This is a genomic window from Promicromonospora sp. NPDC023805 (assembly GCF_040639635.1).
Lineage (GTDB): Bacteria > Actinomycetota > Actinomycetes > Actinomycetales > Cellulomonadaceae > Promicromonospora.
Genome location: NZ_JBFAAH010000007.1, coordinates 113,460 through 138,749, shown reverse-complemented (window position 1 = coordinate 138,749; position 25,290 = coordinate 113,460). Strand labels below are relative to the sequence as shown.

Genomic DNA, 25,290 nt, shown 5'->3' with positions numbered 1-25,290 from the left:
GGACGACGGGTCAGACGCCGGCCTTCTGCCGCACCACGGCGACGGCCTTGCCCATGTTCACGCTCCAGCCGACGCCGAACACGCGGGGCCCCACGACGTGCTCGGCGTCGGGGTTCCAGAGCCGTTCCCGGGCGCGCTCCAGGGTCGGGACGCGGAGCTCGTACGGGACCACCGACGCGATCTTGCCGTGCCAGGTCCGCTCCTCCTTCGGCCTGCGCAGCTCCTTCACGACCGCCGCCGCCGTCAGCGCGAGCGCTACCAGCGTGAGGAACTTCTTCAGCCCTCCGCCGCCGTGCGCCGCCTTCTCGACGTGGTCGGTGTGCTTCTTGCGACCCATCTTGATGCCTCCCGTGCTCTCGGTGTCAGCTGCTGGTTACCAGCTCTGCACGACCATCCTGGGGCATGTGCCCGCCACTGGCCCGTGCAACGCGCGGACGGTCAGCGGACCCGTACGGCGCCAGGCTGGATGGTGATGCTGACCCGGGTGGTCTCCCCGAGGTCCTCGCCGTCGATCTCGAAGACCCGCGGCTCCATGAGCTCGAGCCGCAGGCTCCGCACCCGGAGGTGCGTGGCGCTGTCGCTGCTCTCGGCCACCGTGCCGCCCGTCGCGAGGCGCTTGATCCCGTTGTCCCAGACCAGGTTCCGCATGGTGTCGAGCCAGCCCGCCGCGCCGTCCGCGCTCAGGAGGAGCAGGTCGAGCTCGCCGTCGGAGGGGTCGGCGTCGGGCAGCAGGTTGAAGCCGCCCTGGAGCGTGCCGCAGTTGCCGACGAGCAGCGTGTGCACGCTGTCCCCGTCGTGCGCCTGGCCATCCGCGGTGATCCGGACCTCCAGGGTGTCGCTGGCGGCGAGCGCGCGCCCCATCGACTCCACGTAGGCCAGCCAGCCGACCTTGTCCTTGAGGTCCTCGTCGGTCTCCGTGATCATGTGCGCGTCGAGGCCGAACCCGGCCATCACCGCGAACGCGTGCCGTTCGGGCCCGCCGGCGAGCTCGATCTCCAGCCAGCCCACGTCGATGGCCCGCGCCTCGCCGCCGAGCGCCCGGGTCAGGGCGCCGGGGATGTCGTTCAGCGGCACGCCGAGGTTCCGGGCCAGGAGGTTGCCGGTGCCGAGCGGGACTATCGCCAGCTCGGTGCCGGTGTCCGCCTCCGCGAGCCGTTCGGCGACGGCCCGGACGGTCCCGTCGCCGCCGGCGACCACCAGCAGGTCGGTGCCCGCCGCGAGCGCCTGCGCCGTGACGCCCTGGCCGGCGTCGTCCTCGCTCGTCTCGAACCAGATCGCCTCGAAGGTGGTCCCTGCCGCGGAGGCCGCCCGGTCCAGCCCGGACTCGAGGTCGGCCCGGGTCGTCTTGACCGGGTTCCAGATGATGGAGAGGCGTTGTGCGCTCATGGCCGCATGTTTCCACAGCCGGTCGGGAGCCTCGACCCGAACCCGCCGGTCACGGGTCCGTCGTTCACAGGTCCGGCACCGCCGCGGCGAACCGCTGGGCGAGCGCCCTGACCGCTTCTTGGAGCTCGGGCCCGCCCTCTACCCGGAACGGGTAGGGCACGCTCGCGAGCCATTCCTGCGCGTACATCGCCGGGTTCCGGGTGCTGCCGACCAGCACGCACCCGTCGTCGGCCGCTTCGAGCCGTCCCATCTGGGCGCCGACCCAGGGGGCGACGTCGGCGAGCGGGGCGTCGAACACGACGCGGGTGGTGAACTGCCATCCGGTGCCCAGGTGCTCCTGGAGCGTGGCCACTGGGTCGAGGCCGTCGGGTGGCGTGAACTTCCGGTCGGTGTGCTCGACCGCGTGGACCCTGTCGACCCGGTAGGTGCGGGTGGCGTCGGCGCGATGGGAGTGGCACAGCAGGTACCAGCGCCCGTACCGCACGACGACGGCCCACGGGTCCACCTCGGCGACCCACTCGCTCCCGGACTCGCCGCGGTAGGTGACCAGCACGCGCCGTCGGGCGGCGATCGCGGCGACCAGCTCGCTCGTGACGGCGGTGTCGGGGCGGGCGGCGAACCGGTCGGGTGCGGCGGACGCGTGCTCGCGCAGCGCGGCGGCCTGCCTGCCGACGTCCTCGGGCAGCGCCCGGATCACCTTGCCGAGCGCGGTGTCGACGAGGTCATCGCCGTCGGCGTCGGGGTGGCCGTCGAGCACTGCCATGACCAGGCCGAGCGCCTCGGTCTGCGTGAAGGTGACGGGCGGGAGCCGGGTCCCGCGGCCGAGACGGTAGCCGCCGTGCGGGCCGCGGGCCGAGGAGACGGGGATGCCGGCCTCGCGCAGGATCTCGACGTAGCGCCGGGCGGCCCGCTCGGTGACGCCCAGCCGGTCGGCGAGCTCGTTCGCCGTCGTGCCGGGGCGGGTCTGCAGGACCTCCAGCGCACGGAGCGCACGCGCGGTGGGGCTCATCTCGGAGGGCACACGTGCAGGCTACGGCCATGTCGGGAACGCGTGCCCGGGGCGCGTGCCCGGCGCACGTGCGAGTGAGTCCCGCCCGGGTCACGGTGAAGGAACCCGACGAAAGGAGAGCCTCGTGGCCAGCATCACGAAGTCGATCGACGTGCATGCCCCCGTGAGCACCGTCTACAACCAGTGGACGCAGTTCGAGGAGTTCCCCCGGTTCATGGAGGGCGTCGAGGAGATCCGCCAGCTCGACCCGACCCACACCCACTGGAAGACGAAGGTGGGCGGGGTAGAGCGCGAGTTCGACGCCGAGATCACCGAGCAGCACCCGGACGAGCGGGTCGCGTGGACGAGCCGGACCGGGCCGCAGCAGGCCGGCGTGGTCACGTTCCACCGGCTCCAGGAAGATCAGACGCGGGTCACCGTGCAGATGGACTGGGAGCCGGACAACGCCACCGAGAAGGTGGGCAGCGCCCTGAACTTCGACGACCGCCGGGTCCAGGGTGACCTCGACCGGTTCAAGGAGTTCATCGAGTCGCGCGGCACCGAGACGGGCGCCTGGCGCGGCGACGTGAGCTGACCGTCCTGCGCTGACCGTCCTGCGCTGACGGGTGCGCTGACCGTCCCGGGCCGATCGGTCCGGGACGGTCAGCGCATGTGACGGTCACCTACGCGACGGTCGGTGCGCGGGACCGTCAGCGCACCACCTCGAAGATCTGCTTCTGCACGCCGTTCTTGTACGCCTCGTGCTCGACGAGCCGGAGCTTCTGGGCCGCCTTGTCCGCGTCGCTGAACAGCGGCTTGCCCTGGCCCAGCAGCACCGGGAACACGAGCAGGTGGTACTCGTCGATGAGTCCCGCGTCCGCGAGCGCCCGGGTCAGGGAGACGCTGCCGTGCACCTGGATCTCGCCGACGTCGGAGTCCTTGAGCTTCGCGACGTCGTCCAGCGAGCGCAGGATGGTGGTCTCGCCCCACCCCTCGGTCAGGTCCGCGTCGGTGAGCGTCGTCGAGACGACGTACTTGGGCAGGGTGTTGTAGCGCGTGAACTCCTCCATGTCGGGCCAGACCGGCGCGAACATCTGGTAGCTGGCCCGGCCCAGCAGCACAGCGCCCGCTTCCTCCTGCTCACGGCCCTTGAGCTCGTACGCCTCCGGTACGGGGGCGACGGTCTTGAAGGTCCACGCGGTGTCGTGCAGCTCGGGGTCCCCGCCGGTCGGGTCGACCTTGCCGTCGAGCGAGACGAAGTGGGTGGCGACGATGGTGCTCATGGGGGGTTCTCCTGGGTGGTGACGGTTCAGGTAGTGGTGGCCTGGCGGATGCTCGGCCCTCTGCCAGCTCTGACGACCGGCGACCGAAAACTCATCGGCCCCCGGTCCGGATGCAATCCGGAAGTAGAACGTCCGGAACTGGCTCTAACGTGGTGCTCAACGGCATCCTGCCGCACTCACCTCGGGAGAGAAATCATGGACATCCTGCTCATCGGCGGCCTCTGGCTCGACACGTCTGCCTGGGACGACGTGGTGCCCGAGCTCGAGGCGCTCGGCCACCGTGCCGTGCCGGTCGCGCTCCCCGGACAGGGCGACGGCTCGACGACGGCGACTCTGGAGGACCAGGTCGCCGCGGTGCTCGCGGCAGTGGACGCAGCAGTGGACTCGGGATCCGGAAAGCCGCTCGTCGTCGGCCACTCGGCCGCGTGCACCCTGGCCTGGCTCGCTGCCGACGCACGCCCCGAGAAGATCGCCGGCGTGGTGCTGATCGGCGGGTTCCCGTGGGACGAGGGCAAGCTGTACGCCGACCTGTTCGAGATGACCGACGGCGTCATGCCGTTCCCCGGCTGGGGGCCGTTCGAGGGGCCGGACTCCGCCGACCTCTCCGACGAGGTCAAGGCTGCCCTGGCGGCCAAGGCGGTACCGGTCCCCGAGGCGGTCGCCCGAGGTGTGGTGCACCTGGCCGACGAGCGCCGGTTCGAGGTGCCGGTCACTGTCGTGTGCCCGGAGTTCACCGCCGAGCAGGCGAGGCAGTGGATCGAAGCCGGCGACGTGCCGGAGCTCGCGCGGACCAAGAACGTCGACCTGGTCGACCTGGACTCGGGCCACTGGCCGATGTTCACCCGCCCGGCAGCCCTGGCAACCCAGCTGGCGAAGGCCGCAACCCCCTGACCCCCTTCCGTTGAGTGCTGGATATTCGCCCCTCTTTCGCGTGCGAAGGGGCGAATATCCAGCACTCAACGCTTCAGGCCGAGGGAGCGCAGCTCCAGGTCCGCAAGCTTGCGGATCGCTGCCGGGTCGCCGGCTCGCCATGCGGCCACCGGGTCGTCCGAGATGCGGGTCAGGGACCTCAACGGCTGGTTCGTCAGGGCGCGCAGCGCGAGCAGCTGCGGATCGGCGCCCGCGAACCGCCGGGCCGCGGTCGCGCGCCGGATGAACCGGATCCGGAACGGCACGTACAGCACGGCGATCAGCAGCACCGGGATCAGGAACACCGCCAAGCCGACGAGCAGCGCGATGTCGGCGACAGTCTCGGCCTGGGACCGGCCGGCGGCGGCCAGGCTCTCGGCAGCGGAGGCAGCGCCGCGGAAGGGCGCGGCCAGGTCGTCCCCCACGCCCGGGATACCGCCGATCCGGCCCTCCACGTCGTGGAACCGGCCGGCCATCTCGTCGGCCGCCGACGCCGTCGCCAGGCCGGGCTGCCCGAGAGTCAGCGTCGCGTCGTGGGTCTCGCGTCCGGCCCAGGCCCAGCCCGCGATCCAGGCGAGCAGCATCAGGTCACCGAGCACCTGACGGGCGCCTCGGGCGGGCGCTGCTGCGTACAACCTCATGGACAACCTCATGGACAACCTCATGGTCTGGCCCTCCGGACGTCGGCGGGTCGCACGCGCACCGTAGCGGAACGGAGCCGGTTTCGGGGGCCACCGCGCGACCGATCTGTGGTTGCATACTCTCCGACTTTGTTTCCGACATTGCGGAGGTATTGCCCATGACCACCAACGACGAGCTGAGCCGTACGTTTGTCGAGTTCGACGGCGACGGCGACGGCCGGATCACCGCCGACGAGTTCCGTCAGGCCATGGCCACGCGCGGCGAGGAGACCTCGGACAAGGACCTCGAGCAGATCTTCGGCAAGGCCGACAACGACGACGACGGCAAGATCAACCTCGCCGAGTTCACCGAGGCCTGGGACGCCTGAGCGCACCACGGGACCACGAGCACGGGACCGCGAGCACGGGAGCTGACCATGGCGCGTGACGACCTTCCCCTCGCCAACGACGGGAACTTCGACCAGGTCGTGCCCGCCGGCCCTGTGGCGCGGTTGTTCACGTACGTCTCGGAGACGGTCGGGCTGCTGGCCGGGCCCGCGCTGATCGTCGCCCTCGACCTGGTGGGCGAGCTGCAGTGGCAGGGAATCCTGGGCGGCGTCGTCGTGACGGTCGTGGTGGGCGGCCTCAGCGCCGCGTCGCTCGTGGCCACGGTACGGATGAAGCGCCGGACGGACCGGCTGGCGCGCAACGGCCAGCCGGCGACCGCACACGTCGTCGACTCCCGGACGGTCTCGATCGGCGAGGAGACCGGGACGGAGCTGACCCTGCGGATCAGCGGCCCGGACGTGCCGGAGTTCGAGACCACCCACCGCGGCACGGATCACCGCACCGGCGAGCTCGGCGACGAGTTCCCGGTGGTCGTCGACCCCTCCGACAACATCTTCATGATCCTGCCGCGCCGGTCGAGGGCCTGAGCGGGACGGAGTCCTACGCACGCCCACCGCTCGGTTGGGCCGGCGCCCGCCGGGCGCGAGAGGATGACCCTCGTGACGAAGCCCGAGAATCCCCAGGTCCGCGACCTCAACCTCGTGCGCACCTTCCGCGAGGTCCGCGCGGGTTCCGGGTCGACGACGACGGAGCTGGTCCGGGCGACCGGGCTGTCCCGCCCGAGCATCAACTCCCTGGTGTCCGAGCTGACGGACCTCGGCTGGGTGGTCGCGGTGGAGCCGGTGCCGAACGGTCAGGGCGGCCGCCCGCCGCAGCGCTTCCGGTTCCACGCCGAGATCGGCAGGATCCTCGGGATCGACATCGGGGTGCACCGGATCAGCGCCGTGCTGACGGACCTCGCCGGGACGGTCCTGGCCGGGCACGAGCTGGCGGTCGAGCCGACGGCGGCGCCCGCACAGCGCCTCGACCGGCTCGACGAGGTCGTCGAGGCGGCGCTCGCCGGCGCGGGTGCGATGCCGGAAGCTGTCTGGTCGGTCGCCGCCGCCGTGACGGGTCCGGTCGACGCGCAGGGCCGCACCTCGATGGTGAGCCCGCTGCCCGGCTGGGCAGAGGTCGACCTCGTCGGACATCTCGGCCGCCGGTTCACCTGCCCCGTCCAGGTGGAGAACGACGTCAAGGTGGCCCTCCTCGCCGAGCACGAGTGGGGGGTCGTCAGCGACGCCCGCGACGTCGTCTACATCCTCGCCGGGCTGCGCACCGGAGCGGCGGCACTCGTCAACGGCCGGCTGGTGCGGGGCCACGGTGGCGCCGCCGGGGAGATCGGCGCACTCCCCGCCGTCCGCTGGCTCACGGCCCTGGAGGACCTGCAGCACGTGCCGGGCATGCCCGAGTCACTGCGGGAGAGCGAACGGTCCGCGTGGACGTTCCGGCAGGCCCGGCAGGGCAACGCCGAGGCACGCGAGGCGGTGTGGCGGTACGCGCGCGACCTCGCGACCGGGGCCGCCGCCGTGGTGCTCACGCTCGATCCCGAGATAGTGGTGCTGGGCGGCGGCAACACACCCTGGGCGGACCTCTGGGGCGCGGAGTTCGGCGCGATGCTCAGCAAGAGCGTCGTGCGGATGCCCCAGGTGAAGGTGTCCTCCCTGGGGCCCGACCACGTCGCGCGCGGGGCCGTCCGGCTGGCCATGGCCGACGTCGAGTCGACCTTCTACGCCGAGCGGCTGCTGCCCGCCGAACGCCCGAGCGCTCGGGCCTGACCGGCGAACGCCCGCCCAGGCCCGAGCGGCAGCCGCCTAGAGCGGGTACTGGCCCGGTCCGCCGTCGATCGCCGGACCGAAGTCCACCAGGCGCGAGCCGATCCGGTAGCGGTAGCGGTCCACCCGCTCGGTCTCCGGCGCGTCCGTGAGGAACTCACGCAGCGCCGGAAGGTCGGCCGGCTCGATCCAGTCGGGCGGGTCCGAGACGGCGCGGAACGCCGAGAGCTGCGCGCAGTCCCGCAGCCACTGCATCTGCTCGTCGCTCAGCAGGTTGCGCCGGCGCCGGAAGTACACGACGTCGGGGTCGAGACCGATCAGGCCGCGCATCCAGAGCCGGTTCACACCGTTGAAGACTGCGTTGCGCGCCATGGCGTCGGACGGGTCGTCGCTGGCGTAATTGTCCCACATGGGCGCCACGTCAGGCCCGGTGCGCACCGCGTTCAGCACCCCCAGCGACGGAAAGACCGGCGCGCCGGACCCCAGCAGGTAGACGTCCGGGCCGACGGCGTCCCGGATCAGCTCGATCGCCGACCGGTAGGCGGCCTCGCGGTCGATGTCCTCGGCGCGCACCCCTGCCACGGCGCCCGCATTGATGAAGTCGAGCTTGAGGTAGCTGAACCCCCAGTCGACGGCGCGCGTCACCGTGTCCACGAGGAAGTCCCGCGCGTCCTGCCGCGTGAAGTCGAAGGTGTAGTAGTCAGTGCCCCAGTTGGAGCCGGCGCGGACCGGGACGCCGTCGCCGTCGCGCAGCAGCATCTGCGGGTTCTGCCGGACCACCCGCGACTGCGGCAGCGCGATGAACGGCGCGATCCACAGCCCGGGGCGCATCCCGCGGTCGGTGATCGCGCCGGCGGCGTCCTTCATGCCGGCGGCGAACTTCTCGTTGGGCGTCCAGTCCCCGACGAGCTCCTCCCAGCCGTCGTCGATCTGGACGGTGTCGAAGCCCAGCTCCGGGAGCTGCGGCACGATCTTGTCGAGGTCCGCGCGGGAGACCGTCTCGTACAGCGAGTACCAGGACGACCACACGGTCCCCGGATCCTCGCCGCGTACGCCGTACCGGTCCGCGAGCAGGTCGCGGTACCGCGTGAACACCTCGTCCTCGGTGCCGGCCAGCAGCACCCAGGAGGCGTCCCGCCCCGTCTCGGTCCAGGCGGCGAGCACGTCCCGGTCGGCGTGCAGCCTGGGGGTGTCGCCCTCCAGGCAGCCGAGCAGGTGCGCGGTGGCGCCGTCGGTCACGGTCATCATCCACGACGCGTGGTGTCGCGACGGGTCGTCCCAGCCGGTGTCGTCGGCTGTCTGCCTGCGCCGGCCGTCGGCGACGCGCAGCGGCTCCTGCGTGAGCCGCCGCCAGCCCGTCGGGGACCAGGAGTTCTGTCCGTTCCGGTAGACGTCGCCGTCGGCGATGCCGTGCAGCACGGACACGCGTGAGGCGTTCAGGAAGGTCTCCGCGACCCCGGTCGCCGGCCGCGCCCAGCTCGGCCGCTCCGCGCACACCGCGCCGTCGAGGCGCATCGGGACGGTGGCCTGGGTTCCAACTGACATGCGTTCTCCTCGTGGACGGCGGGAGCGGCGACGCGCACCGCTCCCGCCGTGGGACGGACCGACGCGAGGTCGGTCGGTGTGCCGACGGCGGAGGCCGCCGGCCGGTCCGGACTGCTCGAGCCGGTCTGACTGCTCGAGCCGGTCCGGACTACTCGAAGAGCGACTCGACGGCGTCGTTCGCCTCCCCCAGCCGCTCGGCCGGGTCGGCGCCCTGGGCGATCGCCTGCATGGCGTCCTGGACGGCGGCGTTCACCTCCGCGGCGTTGTTGAACGCCGGCACGGCGAAGATCTCCCCGGCGTCGGCCACGCCGACGAACGCCGACGAGTCGAGGCCCTGCTCCTCGCGCGCCGCGAGCGCGGCCTCGGTACCCGAATTCAGCGCGGGGAACACGAGGCCCGCCTCCCCCACCGTGTCCTGGCAGGCCGGCGAGGCGAGGTACTCGACCCAGGCGGAGGCCTGGTCCGGGTGCTCGGTACCGGCCCAGACGGAGTCGGCGAGACCGTTCGTGGCGGCGGTACGCCCCTGCGGCCCCTCGGGCACCTGTGCGAAGGCGAAGTCCACTGGCACGTCCTCGGCGAGGTACGTGGACGCCGTCCACGAGCCAGTGATCGTCGAGGCCGCCTTGCCGCTCGTCATCACGGCCTCGGTGCCGAGCGTGGACTGCTCGTCGAACGGCGGCGCGTACCCGTCCTCGATCAGCGTCTGCAGCCAGCCGGCGGTCTCGACCAGCGGGGCGGAGTCGAAGTTGAAGGAGGTGGGCGCACCCTCGTCGTCGCTGTAGGTGAACCCTGCCGAGTGGGCGAAGTTGCCCCAGCCGTTCTGGCCGACTGCGCCGTCCGCCCACTCGGGGTAGTACCCGTAGCGGACGACGTCGTCCTTGTCGTACGCCGGGTCCAGGCCCGTGCGGCCCGCTGAGTCGAGCGACATGGCCCGGACCAGCTCCTCGAAGGTGCCGCCGTCGTCCGGGTTCCAGGTCAGCGCGCTCATCTGCTCGGCGCTGAAGCCCGCCTCCTTCGCGACCTCCGTGTCGTACAGGAGGGCCACGGTGTCCCAGTCCTTGGGCAGCCCGTAGCGCTTGCCCTCGAAGACCCACCGATCGGCGAGGCCCTCCTTGAAGGCGGCGAGGTCGACGTCGGAGGCCTCGACGGGGTCGGTCAGGTCGAGGAGCTGACCGTTCTGCACGAACTGCAGGTAGTACGAGATCTGGTTGGTGAACACGTCCGGGGCGGTCCCGGCGGTGATCTGCGTGCTCAGGTTCTGCCAGTACTGCGCCCACCCGGTCTGGGTGAGCGTCACCGTGATCTCCGGGTTGAGCTCGTGGAAGTCGTCGGCACACTGCTGGTACAGCGGGAGCTGCGTGTCGTCCCAGAGCCAGTAGTCGATCGTCACGGCCTCGCCGGCGGCATCGTCGCCACCGGTTCCGGAGGAGCACGCGCTGAGCGCCAGCAACGATGCGGCACCGAGCGCCGCGAGCGCCTTGGTCCTCTTCATGGTTTTCCTTTCGGTTCGAACGGGGGTCATTTCCCGCCGGAGAAATTGAGGGACTGCACGAGCTGCCTGCCCAGGAGGACGAGCAGCAGGAGTACGGGCACGACCGACAAGGTGGCGCCGGCCATGAGCCCGGTCCAGTCGGGTGCCGTGTTGGGCGACTGCTGCTGGAACACCCCGAGCGCGACGGTCAGCACGCGGGTCTCGGGTGAGCTCCCCGCGACCAGCGGCCACAGGTAGTCCTTCCACATGCCCACGAGGGTGATGAGCATCATCGTGGCGAGCGGTCCGCGGCTCATGGGCAGGGCGATGCGCCAGAAACGCCCGAGGCTGCCCACGCCGTCGAGCATCGCTGCCCCCTCGACGTCGGTCGGCAGGGACAGGAAGAACTGGCGGAGGAAGAAGATGGTGAACGGGCTCATCAGCAGCGCGGGCGCGACGAGCCCCACCATGGTGTTCAGCAGGCCGAGCTCCCGCATGAGGGCGAAGTTCGGCAGCAGCGTGAAGATGCCCGGGACCATCAGCCCCGCGAGGACCAGGCCGAACAGCGCGTCCCGGCCGCGGAAGTGCAGGCGCGCGAAGGCGTAGGCCGCCGCCGCGCAGGACAGCGTCTGGATCACTGCCACGGACCCGGCGTAGAGCAGCGAGTTGGCGGTGTAGCGGACGAAGTCGATGGCGGCCCCGGTGCCGCCCGCCGCTACCGACTCCTCGACGCTGGTCAGCCCGAGCACGCGCCGGAAGTTGACCAGCGTCGGGTCGGTCGGCCAGAGCCGGCCGGCCTCCTCGATCAGCCCGGCGGCGGGCGTGAACGCGGTGCGCACCATCCAGAAGAAGGGGAAGACCGTCGCGACGATCACCACCGTCACGGCCACCCAGGCCATCACCCTGCCCGGTCGGACGGCGGGGCGTGGCCGGCGGGCGGGACGCTGCCCGACGGCGGGGCGCCAGGCCCGGCTGGTCCGGAGAGGTGTGGCGATCGCGCTCATGACAGGTCCGATCGGTTGGCACGCATGAGGCGCATCTGCACGTAGGTGAGCACCCCGAGGATGACGACGAGCAGGATCGCTATCGCGGAGGCATAGCCCATCTTGTAGAACGCGAATGCCTGTTGATAGATGTAGTAGTAGATGACGCGGACCTCGGGGATCGGGTTGTTGCCGTACCCCACCTGCACCAGGTCGAACACCTGGAACGACCCGATGAGCGACACCACGAGCACCAGGGCGAGGACGGGCCGGATCAGGGGAAGCGTCAGCCGGAAGAACATCCGCGTCTCGCTCGCGCCGTCGAGCGCGGCCGCCTCGTACAGCTCCGCGGGCACCTGGAGCATCCCGGCGTACAGCAGCAGGGCCGTGTAGCCGAGGCCGGACCAGACCGAGATGCCGACGACTATCCAGAGCGCCGCGTCGGGGTTGTAGAACGTGACCCCCTCGATCCCTATCGAGTCGAGCAGGTTCTTCAGGAAGCCCACGTTGGCGTCCAGCAGCCAGCCCCAGATCAGCGCGATCGCCACGTTGGGGACCAGCCAGGGCAGCAGCAGGAGCGAACGCACCCAGGTGCGCAGCCGCAGGCGCTGCATGAGCGCGGCGAGGCCCAGCGCGAGCACCAGCATGACCACGAGGTTCCCGAGCGCGAAGACGGCGGTGATGCGCAGCGACGTCCACACCTGCGGGTCGGCGACGAGCGTCCGGAAGTTCTCGGCGCCCACAAAACCTGGGTCCTTGAGCAGGTTGAAGTCCGTCATCGAGTAGTAGACGCCCCGGACCGTCGGGTACAGGTAGAACAGGACGAAGCCGAGCAGCGCGGGGAACAGCAGGACGGCGGCGGCCCACTTGTCGGCCCTGCGCAGCCGCGGCACGGCCGGCGTGCTGCGCCGGCTCAGGTCGACAGTCATCGCTCTCGTCATCGAGACCCTCCTCATGGGCTGCGGCCCACTTCGGGCCAGGCGTTAGGCAAGCAGTTTGACAGAACTATGTCAAGCCTCTTGCATAACCTGCTCACTCCTGCTGTGATGGCCGCACGGCGCCGGGACGTGCCCGGCGTCGTTCGCTCGGTCAAGGAGGACTGTCGATGTCAGTTCCACGCACCACGCCAGGTCACCGAAGAAGAACTTCCGCCGCCGCCCTGCTCGGGGTCGTCACGCTGGGCGCCATGGCCCTGCTGGGCGGCACGGCCGCCTGGACCAGCGCCGCGGCCTCGCCGGGCGCCTCGTCCGGCGGCGACGGCGGCGACGGCGGCAAGCGCGGCGGTACCCGCGCCGTGACCCAGACCGTGACGCTCGAGCCGACCGCCGCGCTGGCGGACAACCCGCTCAAGGGATTCCTGCCGTTCGCGCCGGAGCCCGGACAGCCGCTCGACGCCGCGGACCCGTCGTTCCCCCACACGCTCGAGTGGTTCTACCTGCCGGTCGACGCGGTGGTCACCGGCGAGGACACCTACGACTGGACGCGGGTGGACGCCTACCTCTCCAGCATCGCCGAGCGCGGCCACCAGTCGGTCCTGCGCTTCTACCTCGACTACCCCGGCCGCGACTCCGGCGTGCCCGCGTACCTGCTCGGCCCGGGCGGGATCAGCCAGGAACGCCGCTACGACTTCTGGGACAACAACGGCGTCAGCTTCTCCCCCGACTACGACGACCCGCGGGTCGTGGACCTCATCACCGGCTTCATCGACGCCCTGGGCGAGCGGTACGACGGCGACCCGCGGATCGCGTACCTCACGGCCGGGCTGGTCGGCTTCTGGGGCGAGGACCACACGTACCCGATGAACGGCCTCGTCGAACCGACCAACCCGGACGGGACCGACTGGATGCCGTCGGCGGCGACGCGCGCGACGATCTGGGACGCGTGGGACGCCGCCATCGACGAGACGTGGCTCCAGGCGCGCTACCCCACGGCCGCCGTGGCCTCCCACGGGTTCGGGCTGCACGACGACTCGTTCGGATACGCGACCCTGCCCACCACGGACTGGCACTTCCTCTCCCAGGTCCAGGCCGCCGGGATGACCGAGGCGTGGCGCACGGCGCCGATCGGCGGTGAGCTGTACCCGCCGCTGCAGACGTGCATCTTCTCCGAGCCGCTCGACTGCCCGAACGCCGCGGCGGAGATAGCGGCCGGCCGCGACTACGACGTCTCCGGCTCGACCACGGCGTCGCACGCCTCCTGGATCATCAACCACCAGGCGTGGGCGACCGGGTACGACGGCGACGACCGCGAGCGCGCCGTCGCCGCCGCTGCCGCCCTCGGGTACGACCTCGCCGGCACGCAGGCCACGCTGACGAACAACGGCGGCGGGGCGTCCGTCACGCTGACCCTCACCAACCGTGGCGTCGCGCCCTTCTACGGCGACTGGCCGGCCGAGCTCGTCATCCTGGACAGCGCCGGCGAGGTGGTCCGCCGGACCGTCGTCGACGCCGACCTGCCGAGCATCCAGCCGGGAGCCTCCGCCACCGTTGAGGCTTCGATCGACGGCGGTGGCCGGAACCTTGCCGGTGCCACGGTGGCCTTCCACGTGCCCAACGTCATGGCGGGCGGGGAGCCGCTGCGCTTCGCCAACACCACGCAGGACCAGGACGCGCCGGGGTACCTCACCCTGGGCAAGGTCCCGGGACTCTCCTGACCAAACCTCCCGTTCGCCGGTCGAGCCTGTCGGCACCCTGGGGTCTCGACAGGCTCGACCAGCGGGGAGCTCAGGTGTGCAGCAGGTCCGTGCTGAGGCGGTCGACCACGTCCCGCACCGCGTTCCGTGCCGGGGCGAGGTACTTGCGCGGGTCGGTCACCGCGCCGTCTGCCGCGAGGTACTGCCGCACCTCTGCCGTGTAGCCCACGTTCAGCGCCGTGCCGACGTTGACCTTGCGGATACCGGCGGCGACGGCGGCCCGGAGCGTCGGGACCGGCACCCCCGAGGACCCGTGCAGCACGAGCGGCACGGGGAGACGCTCCGCGAGCCGGGCGATCAGGTCGAGGTCGAGCTCCGCCGTCGCGCTCGTCATGGCGTGCGAGCTGCCCACGGCGACGGCGAGGCCGTCCACGCCGGTCCGCGCCACGAAGGACGCCGCCTCCTCCGGGTCGGTGCGTACGCCCGGCGCGTGCGCGCCGTCCTTGCCGCCGATCGCGCCCAGCTCGGCCTCGATCCACAGCGAGGTGCGGTGCCCGGCGACGGCGAGCTCCGCCGTCGTCGCGACGTTCGCCTCGTACTCCAGGTGGGCGGCATCCACCATGACCGACGAGATGCCGAGCGGCCAGGCGTTCGCGACGACCGACCGGGCCAGCTCCAGGTCCTGGACGTGGTCGAGGTGCACCGAGACCGGCACACCCGCCGACGCCGCGACCTCGCGGCAGCCCGCGACCAGCGGCGCCATCCGCCCGCCGTGGAAGTTCACCGCGTTCTCGCTGACCTGCAGGATCCCGGGCAGGCCGGCCGCCTCGAGGCCCAGGACTATGCCCTCGGCGTGCTCGAGCGTGATGACGTTGAACGCGAGGACGGCGCCCTGGGCCCGCACGGCGTCGGCGACCAGGGATCCTGTCGCCGCGAGCGTCACAGCGCGCTCGCCGGTCCGCCCACGACGACGCTGCTGCGCAGCGCCTCGGGCAGCAGGTCGCCGTGCGCGGCGGTGAGCTCGTCGCACAGCGCCCAGATCTGCTCAGGGGTCAGCGTCGAGGCGGTGTTCGGGTCCATGAGCGCGGCCTGGCGGACCAGGAGGGGGTCGCCGGTGCGGGCGGCCTCCACGGTGAGCCGGCCCACCGAGACGTACGCCTGGTTGACGGCGGCGCACTGGATCGGCAGCGCCCCCATCGCCACCGGCGTGATGCCCGACCCGTCGACGATCGCGGGCACCTCGACAACGGCGTCCTGTCCCAGGTTGTCGATCAGCCCGCGGTTAAGGACGTTGACGTGCACCTCGCGGCGCGTCCCGGTGACCATCGAGTGGATGATCTGGGGCGCGTACTCGCTCGCGCCCTCCTCGAGCTCCAGCTCGCCGCCCGCGGCGAGGGTCTGCTTGGCCCGGTCGAGCTCGGCGAGGTTCTCGCGGCTGATGCCGACGTACTCCAGCGGCTGCAGGCGGTAGCGGTCGATCTGCGCGTCGGAGCGCAGGAACCACGACAGGTACTCCGACGAGTGCTCGCTGGTCTCCGTCGGGTAGTAGCCGATGCGGCGGAAGATCTCGACGCGCACGCGGCGCTCGAGCTCAGGGTCGGTGCGGATGCGGTCGCGTAGCACCGGGTAGAGGTCCTTGCCCTCGTGCTCCCACTCCAGCAGCCAGGCCTGGTGGTTGACGCCGGCCGCGCGGAAGCGGGTCTCCTCCACCGGGACGCCCACCAGCTCCGCGAGGTCGTGAGCGGTCCAGTAGACGCTGTGGCACAGCCCCGCGACCTTGAGCTCAGGGGCGACGACGGACAGCCACCAGACGTTCATCGCCATCGGGTTGGTGTAGTTGAGCAGCCAGGCGTCCGGGCACAGCTCGCGCATGTCGGCGGCCAGCGCCGTCAGCACGGGGAACGTGCGCAGCGCGCGGAAGATCCCGCCCACGCCCGTCGTGTCGCCGATCGTCTGGCGCAGGCCGTGCCGTGCCGGGATCTCGAGGTCGGCGATCGTCGCGTCGACGCCGCCGACCTGGATCATGTTGATGACGAAGTCCGCGCCGTCGAGCGCCGTGCGGCGGTCGAGAGCCGCGATGACGGTGGCCCGGCCACCGAGCTGGCGGTCGACCTGCCGCGCGGTCGCCTCGGCGACGTCGAGCCGCTCGGGGTCGATGTCGTGGAGCACGAGACGTGCGTCCACGAGCTCGGGAAAACGCAGGATGTCGGCGACGAGCTGCCGGGTGAAGACGACGCTACCGGCGCCGATGAACGCGATGCTGACCATGCCGTCGATCATCCGGTGGCCCGCGCGACATGTGCAAGAATGCGATCAGAATCCGCGTTAAACGATCAGTCTGAGTGAGCGGTTCAAGAAGGGAACGCCATGGCGAACACGGCGGAGTCGGAACCACGCGCCATCTCGCACAAGCGCACCGAGCGCATGATGCGGACCCTTACCTACGTCAACGAGCAGGGCACGGCCCGGCTCACCGACCTCGTCCGGGAGCTGGGCGTGTCCTCTGCGACGATGCGGCGCGACCTCGCCGCCATGGAGGAGCAGGGTCTGGTGGTGCGCACGCACGGCGGCGTCCGCGCGCTCGACCCCACCACCGAGGTGCCCGTGCTGCTGCGCGACAACCGGTTCCGGGACGCGAAGGTGCGTATCGCCGAGCACGCCGCGGGGCTGCTCCCGGCGGGGCGCTACTCGGTCGCCATCAGCGGCGGCACGACGGCGGCCGCCGTCGCCCGGGAGCTGGCCACCCGCCCCGACCTCGCGATCGTCACGAACGCGCTGACCACCGCCACCGAGCTCGCGTCGCGCAGCAACCTGAAGGTCATCATGACCGGCGGGTTCGTGCGGTCGAGCTCGTTCGAGGCCGTCGGGGCGCTGGCCGAGAACACGTTCAACGCCATCAACGTCGGCACGGCGTTCCTGGGCACCGACGGCATCAGCGTCCGCGGCGGCGCGACCACCCACGACGAGACCGAGGCCCGCACCAACCACGCGATGCTCGCGCACGCCGAGCACGTGGTGGTCGTGGCGGACGGCTCGAAGGTGGGCCGGGTGACGCTCGCGAAGGTCGCCGACCTCTCGGAGATCGACGTGCTGGTGACGGACTCGTCGGCCGACCCGGAGGCGCTCGCCGCGATCGAGGCGGAGGGCGTGGAGGTCCAGGTAGTCCCGGACTGAGGCCTACGTTCGCCGCCCGGGCGCCAGATCAGGGGCGGTGGTGACCTGCACCTCCTGGGTCAGACGGCGGGCCTGGGTGGGGTCCAGGATGGCCGCGCCCGGGACCTGGGCGTTCGCCGTCCCGGTCGCCGTCGCGAGCGCCAGGGCCTCCGCGAGGTCGTCGCCGCCGTCGAGCGCGACGAGCAGGCCGCCCAGGAACGAGTCGCCGCTGCCCACCGGGAAGCCTCCCGTGTGGCCGGTGAGCTGTGCGCGCAGCACCTGGGCGCCGTCGGTCGCCCAGGCGCCGGCGGCGCCGTCGGTGATGACCACCAGCCCCCCGGTACGCGAGTGCACCGCGGCGAGGAGCTCGGGCACGGACGGCTCGACACCATCAGCACCACCCGCCCCCACCAGCTCCAGCGCCTCCGCGCGGTTGACCTTCACGAGGTCCGGACGGGCGCCCACGGCGTCGTGCAGCGCCGCGCCGTGGCTGTCGACGGCGACCCGCACCCCGGCGTCGTGCAGGCGCCACACGGCGTCCGCGAGCAGACCCTCGGGAGCGGACTCCGGCAGGCCGCCCGAGATCAGCCACCACCCCGGCCTGCCCGCCGCGAGCTCCACGGCGGTGTCCAGCGCGGCGGCAGCCTCGCTCGCGGAGACCGGGACGGCACGCTCGTAGACCTCGGTGAGCCGCCCGGTACCTGCCGAGAAGATAGAGATGCAGGCGCGCGTCGGTTCGGTGCCGGGCACCACGTGGACGTCGACGCCGTCGGCCCGGGCGCCCGCGGAGACGTCCTGCCCCGCGCCCCCGCCGAGCACCGCCACGGCGGAGACCCGAGCGCCGAGCGCCGCGGCCGCACGCGCCGCGTTCAGCGCCTTGCCGCCCGCGACGCGGTGCACCGAGCGTGGGCGCTGGATCCCCTCCAGCTCGTCGACCACGTACGTGACGTCGAGCGACGGGCTGAGCGCTATCGCGGAGATCACCGCGCGAGCTCCCGCTCCAGGTCGTCCAGGGTCGCCTGCCGTCCCGTCCCGCCCGAGCCGAGCGTCGACAGGGAGCCGGCGACGGTCGCCCACCGCACGCGTGTGCGTTCGTCCGCGACGCCGTACGCGAGGGCGGCCAGGTAGCCCGCGTCGAAGCTGTCCCCGGCCCCCGTCGTGTCCACGACGTCGACCGCCACGCCCGGCGCACGCACGACGGCGCCGTCTGCGCCCACCGACCAGCCGCCGTCGGCCCCGTCCTTGACGACCACTCGCGGGCCGCGCCGCGCGATCCGGACCGCGAGCGCCACGTCGTCGATGCCGTCGTGCGAGTCCGCCGGCTCGCCGAGGGCACCGGCGATCGCGCGCAGCTCGTTGCGGTTGGGCAGCAGCAGGTCCAGGTGCGGCAGTACCTGGTCGAGGCCTGCCCACGCCTCCCCCGGGTCCCAGTTCGTGTCAAGGCTCGTAGCCCAGCCCTGGGCCCTGGCGCGCGCGAGCACGCCGGGCAGGTCCCGCGCCAGGCCCGGCTGCAGGAAGTAGGACGCGACGTGCAGCAGCCCTGGCGCGCTCCGTGCGTCGAGCACCCGGCTGACCCGCTCGCCGGTGAGCGTCGGGATGGTTCCAGGCACCGTGAGGATCGCCCGGTCCTCGGGTGTGGAGAGGATGACGGACAGCCCGGTGGGCTCGTCGTCCGCGACCTCGACGGAGCCGACGTCGACCCCGCACCCGCGCAGGGCGTCCAGCGTGAACGCGCCGAACGTGTCCGCGCCCACCCGCGCCACCAGCGACGTCGGTACGCCCAGGCGTGCGACGCCCGACGCCGCGATGCTCGCCGAGCCGCCGAGCACCAGGTCGCCGGAGTCGGCGAGCTGTTCTGCCTGGCCGAAGCGCGGCACGACGTCGCCGCGCAGGACCAGGTCGACGTTCGCGTCCCCCACCACGACGACGGGCAGCGGTACGTGCGGCGGGTGCGGTCCGGCGGCGCCGGTACCGGCGGCCGTCTCGTGCTCGGTCATCCCTTGACTCCCGTGAACGTCATGGTGGCGATGAACTGCTTCTGCGCGAAGACGAAGAAGAGGATCAGGGGCAGCGTCGCCACGACGTTGCTCGCCATGAGCAGCGACCAGTCGGTGCGCCGTGCGCCCTGGAAGTTGGTGATGCCCAGCTGCAGCGTAAACGCGCTGGGGTCGTTGATCGCGATCAGCGGCCAGACCAGGTCGTTCCAGGAGCTCAGGAGCGTGAAGATCGCCAGCGTCGCGAGCGCCGGCCGGGCGAGCGGCAGGATGATCCGCCAGAACGTGGCCCAGCGGGAGCAGCCGTCGAGCTCTGCGGCCTCCTCGAGCTCTGCGGGCAGCGACAGGAAGAACTGGCGCATCAGGAAGATCCCGAACACCGAGGCGAGCCACGGCACCATCGCCGCCGCGAGGGTGTCGATGATGCCGACGCGCGCGAACATCACGTAGGTGGGCACCATGAGGAGCTGGGTAGGGATCATGATCGTCGCGATGATCATGAGGAACCCGGCGTTGCGCCCCGGGAACTTCAGCCGGGCGAAACCGTAGCCCGCGAGCGAGCACAGGGCCAGGTGGGAGACCACCGCGACCAGGGACACCAGCACCGTGTTGCCGGTCCACAGGAGCACGTCGGTGTCGCGGAACAGCTTCACGTACCCGTCGAGCGTCAGCTCGGAGGGGAAGAAGCGCGGCGGGAACCGGTTGATCTCCGACTCGGGGGTCAGCGAGGTCAGGAACATCTGCACGAACGGCGTGGCGAACAGCAGCGCCACGGGTACGAGCACGAGGTGCGACCAGCCCGTGCGGCGCTTGCGGCGCGGCAGGGGTTCCGCCTCGGTGGCCGACGGCGGCGCGGCGAGCGGGCCGGTGGGAACGCGGATCATCGTCATCAGAATCCACCTACGGTGCTGCGGCGCGAGTAGATCGTCACGCCGATGGTGATCGCGAGGGTGACGGCGAACAGCCCGTAGGCCACCGCCGACGCATAGCCGAACTCGAGGTCCTTGAAGGCAGAGGTCCAGAGGTAGTACACGATCGTCTCGGTGGCCTTCAGCGGCCCGCCGCGGGTGGTCGTGTACACGAGGTCGAAGAGCTGGATCGCCTGGATCGTCTGCCAGATGCCGACGAACACCGTCACGGGCGCGAGCTGGGGGAACGTCACGTGCCAGAAGGACTGCCAGCGGTTGGCGCCGTCGACACGGGCGGCCTCGGTGAGCTCGGCGGGGATGTCCTGGAGCGCGGCGAGGTAGATGACCGTGGTGAACGCGGCCTGCCCCCACAGCGACATGATCGCGAGGACCGCCATCGCCTGGTGCGGGTCCTCCAGCCAGCCCTGCTGCGGCAGCCCGAGAACACGCAGCACGTTGTTGACGAGCCCGAACTGGGGGTTGAACAGGTACGTCGTGAGGATGCCCGTCGCGGCGGCGGAGACGACGAAGGGCAGGAAGATCAGGGTGCGGTACAGGCCGACCAGCACGATGCGCCGGTTGAGCGCCACGGCGAGGCCGAGCCCGAGCAGCACCGAGGCGGGCACGAACAGTGCGGTGTACAGCAGGGTGTGCCCGGCGGCCGCCGCGAGGTCCGCGTCGGTGAGCATCTCGCCGTAGTTGTCGAAGCCGACCGGCTCCGGCGTGGAGAACCCGTTCCAGTCCTGCAGGGAGAGCAGGAACGCCCAGACCGCGGGGAAGATCGAGAGCCCCAGCACGACGAGGGTCGCCGGCGCGACGAACCCCCACCCGGTGAGGCCGTCCCGGACCCGGCGGGCAGAGGCGGGCCGCCGGTGAGGGACGGCCCGCCGGGTCCGGACGGCGGTCGCCGTCACTTGTCCGCCAGTGCGGCGGTCGCCTCGTCGGCCGCCCGCGACAGCGCCTCGGCCGGCTCCCCCTCGCCCTGCAGCACCTGGGAGATGGCGGTGCCGATCGCCTCGGAGAGGTTGACGTAGCCGGGGACGGTAGGGCGCGGGATCGTCGCGTTCACGCTGTTCTCGGCCATCACGTCGAGGCCGGGCATCTCCTCGACCTGCGCCTGGAACTCCGGCGACCCGATCTCGCTCTCGCGCAGCGGGAGGTTGCCGTAGACGACGTTCCAGCGCACGTCCTGCTCGGGGTCGGTGAGCCACTTCGTGAACTCGTACGACCAGTACTCACGGTTGGTGTCCTGGTGGTCGAACAGCACCCACAGGTCGGCGCCCGAGATCGTCGTCTGCACGCCGTCGGTCCCGGGCAGGGGCACGACGCCGTAGTCGGTGCCGGCCACCTTGAGGTCGTACAGCGACCACGGGCCCGAGGTGATCATGCCGATCTGGTCGCTCGCGAAGATCTGCCCGAACTTGGTGTCGGTCTGGTCGAGGTACACCGACTCGTCCTCGACGGCCATGTCCCGCAGCAGGGTGAGCGCCTCCACCCCGGCCTCCGAGTCGAAGGTCGCCTCCGTGCCCGACTCGTCGAGGATCTCGCCGCCGTTCTGCCACAGGTGCGGCCAGAACTGCCAGGTGGTCTCCTCGGACCCGGAGACCGAGTACGCGTACCCGTAGGTGCTGGTCGCGGGGTCGGTGAGCTCCTTCGCCGCGGTGCGGAAGTCGTCCCAGGTCCAGTCGGCGGTCGGGTACTCGACGCCCGCCTCGTCGAAGACGGTCTTGTTGTAGATCAGGGAGAGGTTGTCCACCACCGAGGGGAACCCGATAGTGGCGTCGCCCGTCGGCCGGGCCGTCGCCTGCGCCGCACCCGAGAACTCGTCCCAGCGGACGGCGGGGTCCGCCACCTGCTCGGTGATGTCGAGCGTCCGCTCGGACTCCGCGAGCTCGCTCGCCCACGAGCCGAACGCGTAGGAGATGTCCGGATAGGTGCCGCCGGCGAACGACGACGACAGCTTCTGGAGCAGGTCCTCCGTCGACGGCGCCCCCGACGAGACCTCGATGGTCACGTTGGGGTGCTCCTCCTCGAACTCCTCGGCGAGCCCGGTGAGGATGGTCTGGGCCTGGTCGGCCTGGCCCGTCCACCAGGTGAGCGTGACGTCGGCATCCTTGTCGAGCGTCGTCGCACCCTGCGCACCCGAGGAGCACGAGGCGAGCAGGGCCGTCGTGGTGAGCAGGGCGGCGGCGCCGGCGGCGGCCCGTCCTCGGGAGGTACCTCTGTGTTGACGCAGCATGATCGTCCTCGTCTCTTCTGCGTACTTCGCTGTCTTCTGTGGGTAGTACTTTCAGGCGTGCGGGCTCGGTGTCAGGGGAGCACCACTGAACGGGTGAGGTGCCGCGGGTTGTCCGCGTCCAGCCCGCGCGCCCCCGCCAGCTCGATCGCGAGGCGCTGCGCCTGCACCAGCTGGACCAGCGGATCGAGGTCCCAGTGCTGGACGGTGGCGCCCGTGCGCTCGATGTCGGCGGCGAGCGCCGGGTCGGCGTCGCCGAACAGCGTCACCAGGCTGGTCTCCCCCGCCACGGCGACGGGTCCGTGCCGGTAGTCGAGGGCCGGGTAGGACTCCGACCAGGCCTGCGCTGCCTCGCGGATCTTGAGCGCTGCCTCCTGTGCGAGCCCGTAGCTCCAGGACCTGCCGAGAAAGACGAAGTGGTCGAACCGCTCCGGGTCCACGGGCAGCGGCACGGCGAGCACCGCTGCCGCCTGGTCGAGCACCGCCGACAGGTCCTCGCCGAACCCGGTGCGCGCCAGCGCGAGGACCGACGTCGGGAACCGCGTCTGGACCACCGACTCCTCGTCCGCGAAGTCCAGCACGAGCGCCTCGTCGGCCGCCACCACCACCGGCGAGCCGGCCACACCGACGACCGCCGCCTTCACCGTGCCCGCCGGCACCAGTGCGAGCGCCTCGAGCACCTCGCTCGTGGTTCCCGACCGGCTGATCACGACCACCCGGTCGTAGGGGCGACCCGGCGTCCACTCCGACGCATAGGCGGCATCGGTCTCGCCGTGCCCGGCCCGCTCGCGCAGGACGGCGACCGACTCGGCGACGAACGCACTGGTACCGCAGCCGAGCAGCAGAACCCGCTCGCCCGGCCGGCCCAGCACCCGCGCACCCTCCCCCGCCGCGGCGACGGCGCGTGCCCAGACCTCGGGCTGGCTGCGGATCTCACGCTCGGTGATGGTGCTGATGCTCACGTGCAGCTTCCTGTCGTCGTCCGGGGCGCCCGCTGCCGGGCACCGGTGCTCGGCGCCGACTGCTCGGCCCCGTCGACGCCCATCGTGCTCGACAGTTGCGCGGCAGTCACCAAGACTGGCGAACTCGATCACTCTGAGTGATTGAATCGCGTAACAAGTCGGCAATCTGCTCACGAATACCCGATCCTCGGTGACGTGCCGCTCACGTCGAGCACTTTCCAGCACCGTCGCCGAGGAGCCAGCAATGAGCCACGACCACAGCCCCCTGGGAGCCACGGGCCCCACCACCGTCTCGGTGCCGGACCTCCGGCTCGTCGACTGGGCCCCGCGACCCCAGGTCAGCGTGCCCGCCACGCGGGTCTCGCGCGCGTCGGTGCCCGCGATCGACGTGCACAACCACCTCGGACGCTGGCTCACCACCGACTGGTGCGCACCCGACGTCGCGGCGCTGCTCCGGATGATGGACGACGCCGGCCTGGAGACCGTCGTCAACCTCGACGGACTGTGGGGTGACGAGCTGGAGGCCAACCTCGACCGGTACGACCGGGCCCATCCGGGACGCTTCCTGACGTTCTGCCAGGTCGACTGGACCCTCCTGAGCCAGCCCGGCGGGGAGCGCGAGATCCAGGACCAGCTGCGCGACAGCGCCGCACGCGGCGCCCGCGGGGTCAAGGTATGGAAGAACGTGGGGCTCACGGTCATGGGGCCCGACTGCGAGCTCGTGGCTCCGGACGACCAGCGCGTGGTCGACGTGCTCACCCTGGCCGGCGAGCTCGGCCTGCCCGTCCTGATCCACGTCGCCGACCCGAAGGCGTTCTTCGACCCGCTGGACGCGCACAACGAGCGGTTCGACGAGCTCGCCGGCCAGCCCGACTGGTCGTTCGCCGACCGTGACCGCTACCCGTCGTTCGACCAGCTCCTGGACGCCTTCGAGAGGCTGCTCGTGGCGACGCCAGGCACGCAGTACATCGGCGCGCACGTCGGCTGCGTCGCCGAGGACCTCGACCGCGTCGAGCGGCTGCTGCGCGCGGCCCCGAACCTCGCCGTCGACATCGCGGGCCGGCTCGGCGAGCTCGGGCGGCAGCCGCGACGGTTCCGCCGCCTCGTCGAGTCCTTCCCCGACCGCGTGCTCTTCGGCACGGACGCCTTCCCGCTGTCCCCCGAGCAGCTCGAGGTCTACCTCCGCTTCCTCGAGACCGACGACGAATGCTTCGACTACGCGCCGGGCGACGACGTGCCGCCGCAGGGCCGCTGGCAGATCTCCGGCGCCGGCCTGCCCGCACACCTGCTGCCCGCGCTGTACGCGGGCAACGCCCGCCGGGTGCTCGGGCTCGACCAGGGCTGATCGCCCGTTCCGCTCTACGCTTGCCTGTCAGCGTTTCCCGCGGAAAGGAGCCCCACGTGGCGTGGACGTCGCTCGCCCTGGACCTCCTGGGCGTCTTCTTCTTCGCGGTGTCGGGCTCGCTGCTCGCCGTCCGGCGCGAGTTCGACATCGTCGGCTCGCTCCTGCTGGGCACCTGCGTCGGCCTCGGCGGAGGCATCCTGCGGGACGTGATCCTCGACGCCGGCGTGCCGCGCGCGTTCGACTCGCCGATCTACCTGGTCCCGCCGGTCGTCGCAGCCGTGGTCGTGTACTTCTTCGCCCACGCCGTGCAGCGCTTCCACGACCTCCTGCTCACGTTCGACGCCGCGGGCATGGCCCTCTTCTCCGTCACGGGCACGCTGGTGGCGCTCGCGGCGGGCATGAACCCGACGGCGGCCGCGATCCTCGGCGTGGTCACCGCCGTCGGCGGCGGCGTGATCCGCGACGTCGTCGCCAACGACGTGCCGCAGATCTTCCGCGCCCGCGGGCTGTACGCCATCCCCGCGCTGATCGGGGCCGCGCTGACGAGCCTGGCCTCCTGGGCGGGCTGGTTCGGTGTCGGCACCGGGACGGCGATCGCCGCGGTGGTGTTCGCGCTGCGGATGGTCTCCCTGAGGTACCGCTGGGGAGCGCCGCCCGCGGGCGGCCACCACGGCCCGGCACTCCCGCCGCCGGCGGTGTGAGACCGACCGAGA

The 25,290-nt window shown here is 71.6% G+C and carries 26 protein-coding genes; 9 read left to right on the top strand and 17 right to left on the bottom strand.

Annotated features, from left to right (window positions below; all coding sequences use genetic code 11):
* Window positions 1-10: 10 nt before the first annotated feature.
* From AB0F70_RS09810 to AB0F70_RS09800, 3 genes are all read right to left on the bottom strand, one after another.
* Window positions 11-337: a DUF5808 domain-containing protein gene (locus tag AB0F70_RS09810; RefSeq protein WP_357446877.1), complete on the bottom strand. Its 327-nt coding sequence runs from the start codon at window positions 335-337 to the stop codon at window positions 11-13.
* Between the two features lie 101 nt (window positions 338-438).
* A complete protein-coding gene (locus tag AB0F70_RS09805) occupies window positions 439-1,386 on the bottom strand; it encodes a diacylglycerol kinase family protein (protein WP_357446874.1) in 948 nt (315 codons plus the stop codon).
* A gap of 64 nt (window positions 1,387-1,450) precedes the next feature.
* Window positions 1,451-2,407, bottom strand: a complete 957-nt coding sequence (locus AB0F70_RS09800; protein WP_357446871.1) for a WYL domain-containing protein — start codon at window positions 2,405-2,407, stop codon at window positions 1,451-1,453.
* A 112-nt stretch (window positions 2,408-2,519) separates the two neighbouring features.
* On the opposite strand from AB0F70_RS09800, the gene AB0F70_RS09795 reads away from it, so the two are divergent.
* Complete coding sequence (locus tag AB0F70_RS09795) at window positions 2,520-2,969, top strand: SRPBCC family protein (RefSeq protein ID WP_357446868.1); 450 nt, start codon at window positions 2,520-2,522, stop codon at window positions 2,967-2,969.
* A gap of 115 nt (window positions 2,970-3,084) precedes the next feature.
* On the opposite strand, the gene AB0F70_RS09790 is transcribed toward AB0F70_RS09795, so the two are convergent.
* Complete coding sequence (locus tag AB0F70_RS09790; protein ID WP_357446865.1) at window positions 3,085-3,657, bottom strand: dihydrofolate reductase family protein; 573 nt, start codon at window positions 3,655-3,657, stop codon at window positions 3,085-3,087.
* 195 nt (window positions 3,658-3,852) lie between these two features.
* Here AB0F70_RS09790 and AB0F70_RS09785 point away from each other — a divergent pair, with 195 nt between their 5' ends.
* Complete coding sequence (locus AB0F70_RS09785) at window positions 3,853-4,548, top strand: alpha/beta hydrolase (RefSeq protein ID WP_357446862.1); 696 nt, start codon at window positions 3,853-3,855, stop codon at window positions 4,546-4,548.
* Window positions 4,549-4,613: 65 nt separating this feature from the next.
* On the opposite strand, the gene AB0F70_RS09780 is transcribed toward AB0F70_RS09785, so the two are convergent.
* Window positions 4,614-5,207 carry a hypothetical protein gene (locus AB0F70_RS09780; protein ID WP_357446859.1) on the bottom strand — a complete coding sequence of 198 codons (594 nt, stop codon included), beginning with the start codon at window positions 5,205-5,207 and terminating at the stop codon, window positions 4,614-4,616.
* A gap of 158 nt (window positions 5,208-5,365) precedes the next feature.
* Here AB0F70_RS09780 and AB0F70_RS09775 point away from each other — a divergent pair, with 158 nt between their 5' ends.
* The 3 genes from AB0F70_RS09775 (at window position 5,366) to AB0F70_RS09765 (ending at window position 7,351) form a co-directional block, all read left to right on the top strand.
* Complete coding sequence (locus AB0F70_RS09775) at window positions 5,366-5,575, top strand: EF-hand domain-containing protein (RefSeq protein ID WP_357446856.1); 210 nt, start codon at window positions 5,366-5,368, stop codon at window positions 5,573-5,575.
* 48 nt (window positions 5,576-5,623) lie between these two features.
* Window positions 5,624-6,121 (top strand): hypothetical protein, encoded by a 498-nt coding sequence (locus AB0F70_RS09770; RefSeq protein ID WP_357446853.1) that lies wholly within the window; start codon window positions 5,624-5,626, stop codon window positions 6,119-6,121.
* A 72-nt stretch (window positions 6,122-6,193) separates the two neighbouring features.
* On the top strand, window positions 6,194-7,351 hold the full coding sequence (locus tag AB0F70_RS09765; RefSeq protein WP_357446850.1) for an ROK family transcriptional regulator: 1,158 nt from the start codon (window positions 6,194-6,196) through the stop codon (window positions 7,349-7,351).
* 36 nt (window positions 7,352-7,387) lie between these two features.
* Here AB0F70_RS09765 and AB0F70_RS09760 read toward each other — a convergent pair whose 3' ends face one another.
* The 4 genes from AB0F70_RS09760 to AB0F70_RS09745 form a co-directional block, all read right to left on the bottom strand.
* On the bottom strand, window positions 7,388-8,893 hold the full coding sequence (locus tag AB0F70_RS09760; RefSeq protein WP_357446847.1) for a glycoside hydrolase family 36 protein: 1,506 nt from the start codon (window positions 8,891-8,893) through the stop codon (window positions 7,388-7,390).
* 148 nt (window positions 8,894-9,041) lie between these two features.
* Window positions 9,042-10,385, bottom strand: a complete 1,344-nt coding sequence (locus AB0F70_RS09755; protein WP_357446844.1) for a sugar ABC transporter substrate-binding protein — start codon at window positions 10,383-10,385, stop codon at window positions 9,042-9,044.
* A gap of 26 nt (window positions 10,386-10,411) precedes the next feature.
* Window positions 10,412-11,368, bottom strand: a complete 957-nt coding sequence (locus tag AB0F70_RS09750; protein WP_357446841.1) for a carbohydrate ABC transporter permease — start codon at window positions 11,366-11,368, stop codon at window positions 10,412-10,414.
* Window positions 11,365-12,288, bottom strand: coding sequence for a sugar ABC transporter permease (locus AB0F70_RS09745; protein ID WP_357446838.1), 924 nt, complete (start codon window positions 12,286-12,288; stop codon window positions 11,365-11,367). Before AB0F70_RS09745 ends, AB0F70_RS09750 begins: the two co-directional genes overlap by 4 nt.
* Window positions 12,289-12,452: 164 nt before the next feature.
* Here AB0F70_RS09745 and AB0F70_RS09740 point away from each other — a divergent pair, with 164 nt between their 5' ends.
* Entirely contained in the window at window positions 12,453-14,000 is a 1,548-nt protein-coding gene (locus tag AB0F70_RS09740) for a DUF4832 domain-containing protein (protein ID WP_357446835.1), read from the top strand.
* A gap of 70 nt (window positions 14,001-14,070) precedes the next feature.
* Here the strand turns inward: AB0F70_RS09740 and AB0F70_RS09735 are convergent, their stop codons facing one another.
* Window positions 14,071-14,922: a class II fructose-bisphosphate aldolase gene (locus AB0F70_RS09735; RefSeq protein ID WP_357446832.1), complete on the bottom strand. Its 852-nt coding sequence runs from the start codon at window positions 14,920-14,922 to the stop codon at window positions 14,071-14,073.
* The gene (locus AB0F70_RS09730; RefSeq protein ID WP_357446829.1) at window positions 14,919-16,247 is read right to left on the bottom strand and encodes an alpha-glucosidase/alpha-galactosidase; all 1,329 of its coding nucleotides are present in this window, start codon (window positions 16,245-16,247) and stop codon (window positions 14,919-14,921) included. Before AB0F70_RS09730 ends, AB0F70_RS09735 begins: the two co-directional genes overlap by 4 nt.
* Window positions 16,248-16,346: 99 nt before the next feature.
* On the opposite strand from AB0F70_RS09730, the gene AB0F70_RS09725 reads away from it, so the two are divergent.
* Entirely contained in the window at window positions 16,347-17,153 is an 807-nt protein-coding gene (locus AB0F70_RS09725) for a DeoR/GlpR family DNA-binding transcription regulator (RefSeq protein WP_357446826.1), read from the top strand.
* Window positions 17,154-17,156: 3 nt separating this feature from the next.
* Here the strand turns inward: AB0F70_RS09725 and AB0F70_RS09720 are convergent, their stop codons facing one another.
* The 6 genes from AB0F70_RS09720 to AB0F70_RS09695 form a co-directional block, all read right to left on the bottom strand.
* Complete coding sequence (locus AB0F70_RS09720; protein WP_357446823.1) at window positions 17,157-18,116, bottom strand: PfkB family carbohydrate kinase; 960 nt, start codon at window positions 18,114-18,116, stop codon at window positions 17,157-17,159.
* Window positions 18,113-19,129, bottom strand: coding sequence for a carbohydrate kinase family protein (locus AB0F70_RS09715; protein WP_357446820.1), 1,017 nt, complete (start codon window positions 19,127-19,129; stop codon window positions 18,113-18,115). The genes AB0F70_RS09720 and AB0F70_RS09715 overlap by 4 nt, the downstream gene beginning before the upstream one ends.
* Window positions 19,126-20,016: a carbohydrate ABC transporter permease gene (locus AB0F70_RS09710; protein WP_357446817.1), complete on the bottom strand. Its 891-nt coding sequence runs from the start codon at window positions 20,014-20,016 to the stop codon at window positions 19,126-19,128. The genes AB0F70_RS09715 and AB0F70_RS09710 overlap by 4 nt, the downstream gene beginning before the upstream one ends.
* The gene (locus AB0F70_RS09705) at window positions 20,016-20,948 is read right to left on the bottom strand and encodes a sugar ABC transporter permease (RefSeq protein WP_357446814.1); all 933 of its coding nucleotides are present in this window, start codon (window positions 20,946-20,948) and stop codon (window positions 20,016-20,018) included. The genes AB0F70_RS09710 and AB0F70_RS09705 overlap by 1 nt, the downstream gene beginning before the upstream one ends.
* Entirely contained in the window at window positions 20,945-22,273 is a 1,329-nt protein-coding gene (locus AB0F70_RS09700) for an ABC transporter substrate-binding protein (RefSeq protein WP_357446811.1), read from the bottom strand. The genes AB0F70_RS09705 and AB0F70_RS09700 overlap by 4 nt, the downstream gene beginning before the upstream one ends.
* A 71-nt stretch (window positions 22,274-22,344) precedes the next feature.
* Window positions 22,345-23,232 (bottom strand): SIS domain-containing protein, encoded by an 888-nt coding sequence (locus AB0F70_RS09695; protein ID WP_357446808.1) that lies wholly within the window; start codon window positions 23,230-23,232, stop codon window positions 22,345-22,347.
* Between the two features lie 244 nt (window positions 23,233-23,476).
* Between AB0F70_RS09695 and AB0F70_RS09690 the strand changes: the two genes are divergently transcribed.
* Both AB0F70_RS09690 and AB0F70_RS09685 read left to right on the top strand, forming a co-directional pair.
* Complete coding sequence (locus AB0F70_RS09690; protein WP_357446805.1) at window positions 23,477-24,577, top strand: amidohydrolase family protein; 1,101 nt, start codon at window positions 23,477-23,479, stop codon at window positions 24,575-24,577.
* Window positions 24,578-24,633: 56 nt separating this feature from the next.
* Complete coding sequence (locus AB0F70_RS09685) at window positions 24,634-25,278, top strand: TRIC cation channel family protein (protein ID WP_357446802.1); 645 nt, start codon at window positions 24,634-24,636, stop codon at window positions 25,276-25,278.
* Window positions 25,279-25,290: the final 12 nt, after the last annotated feature.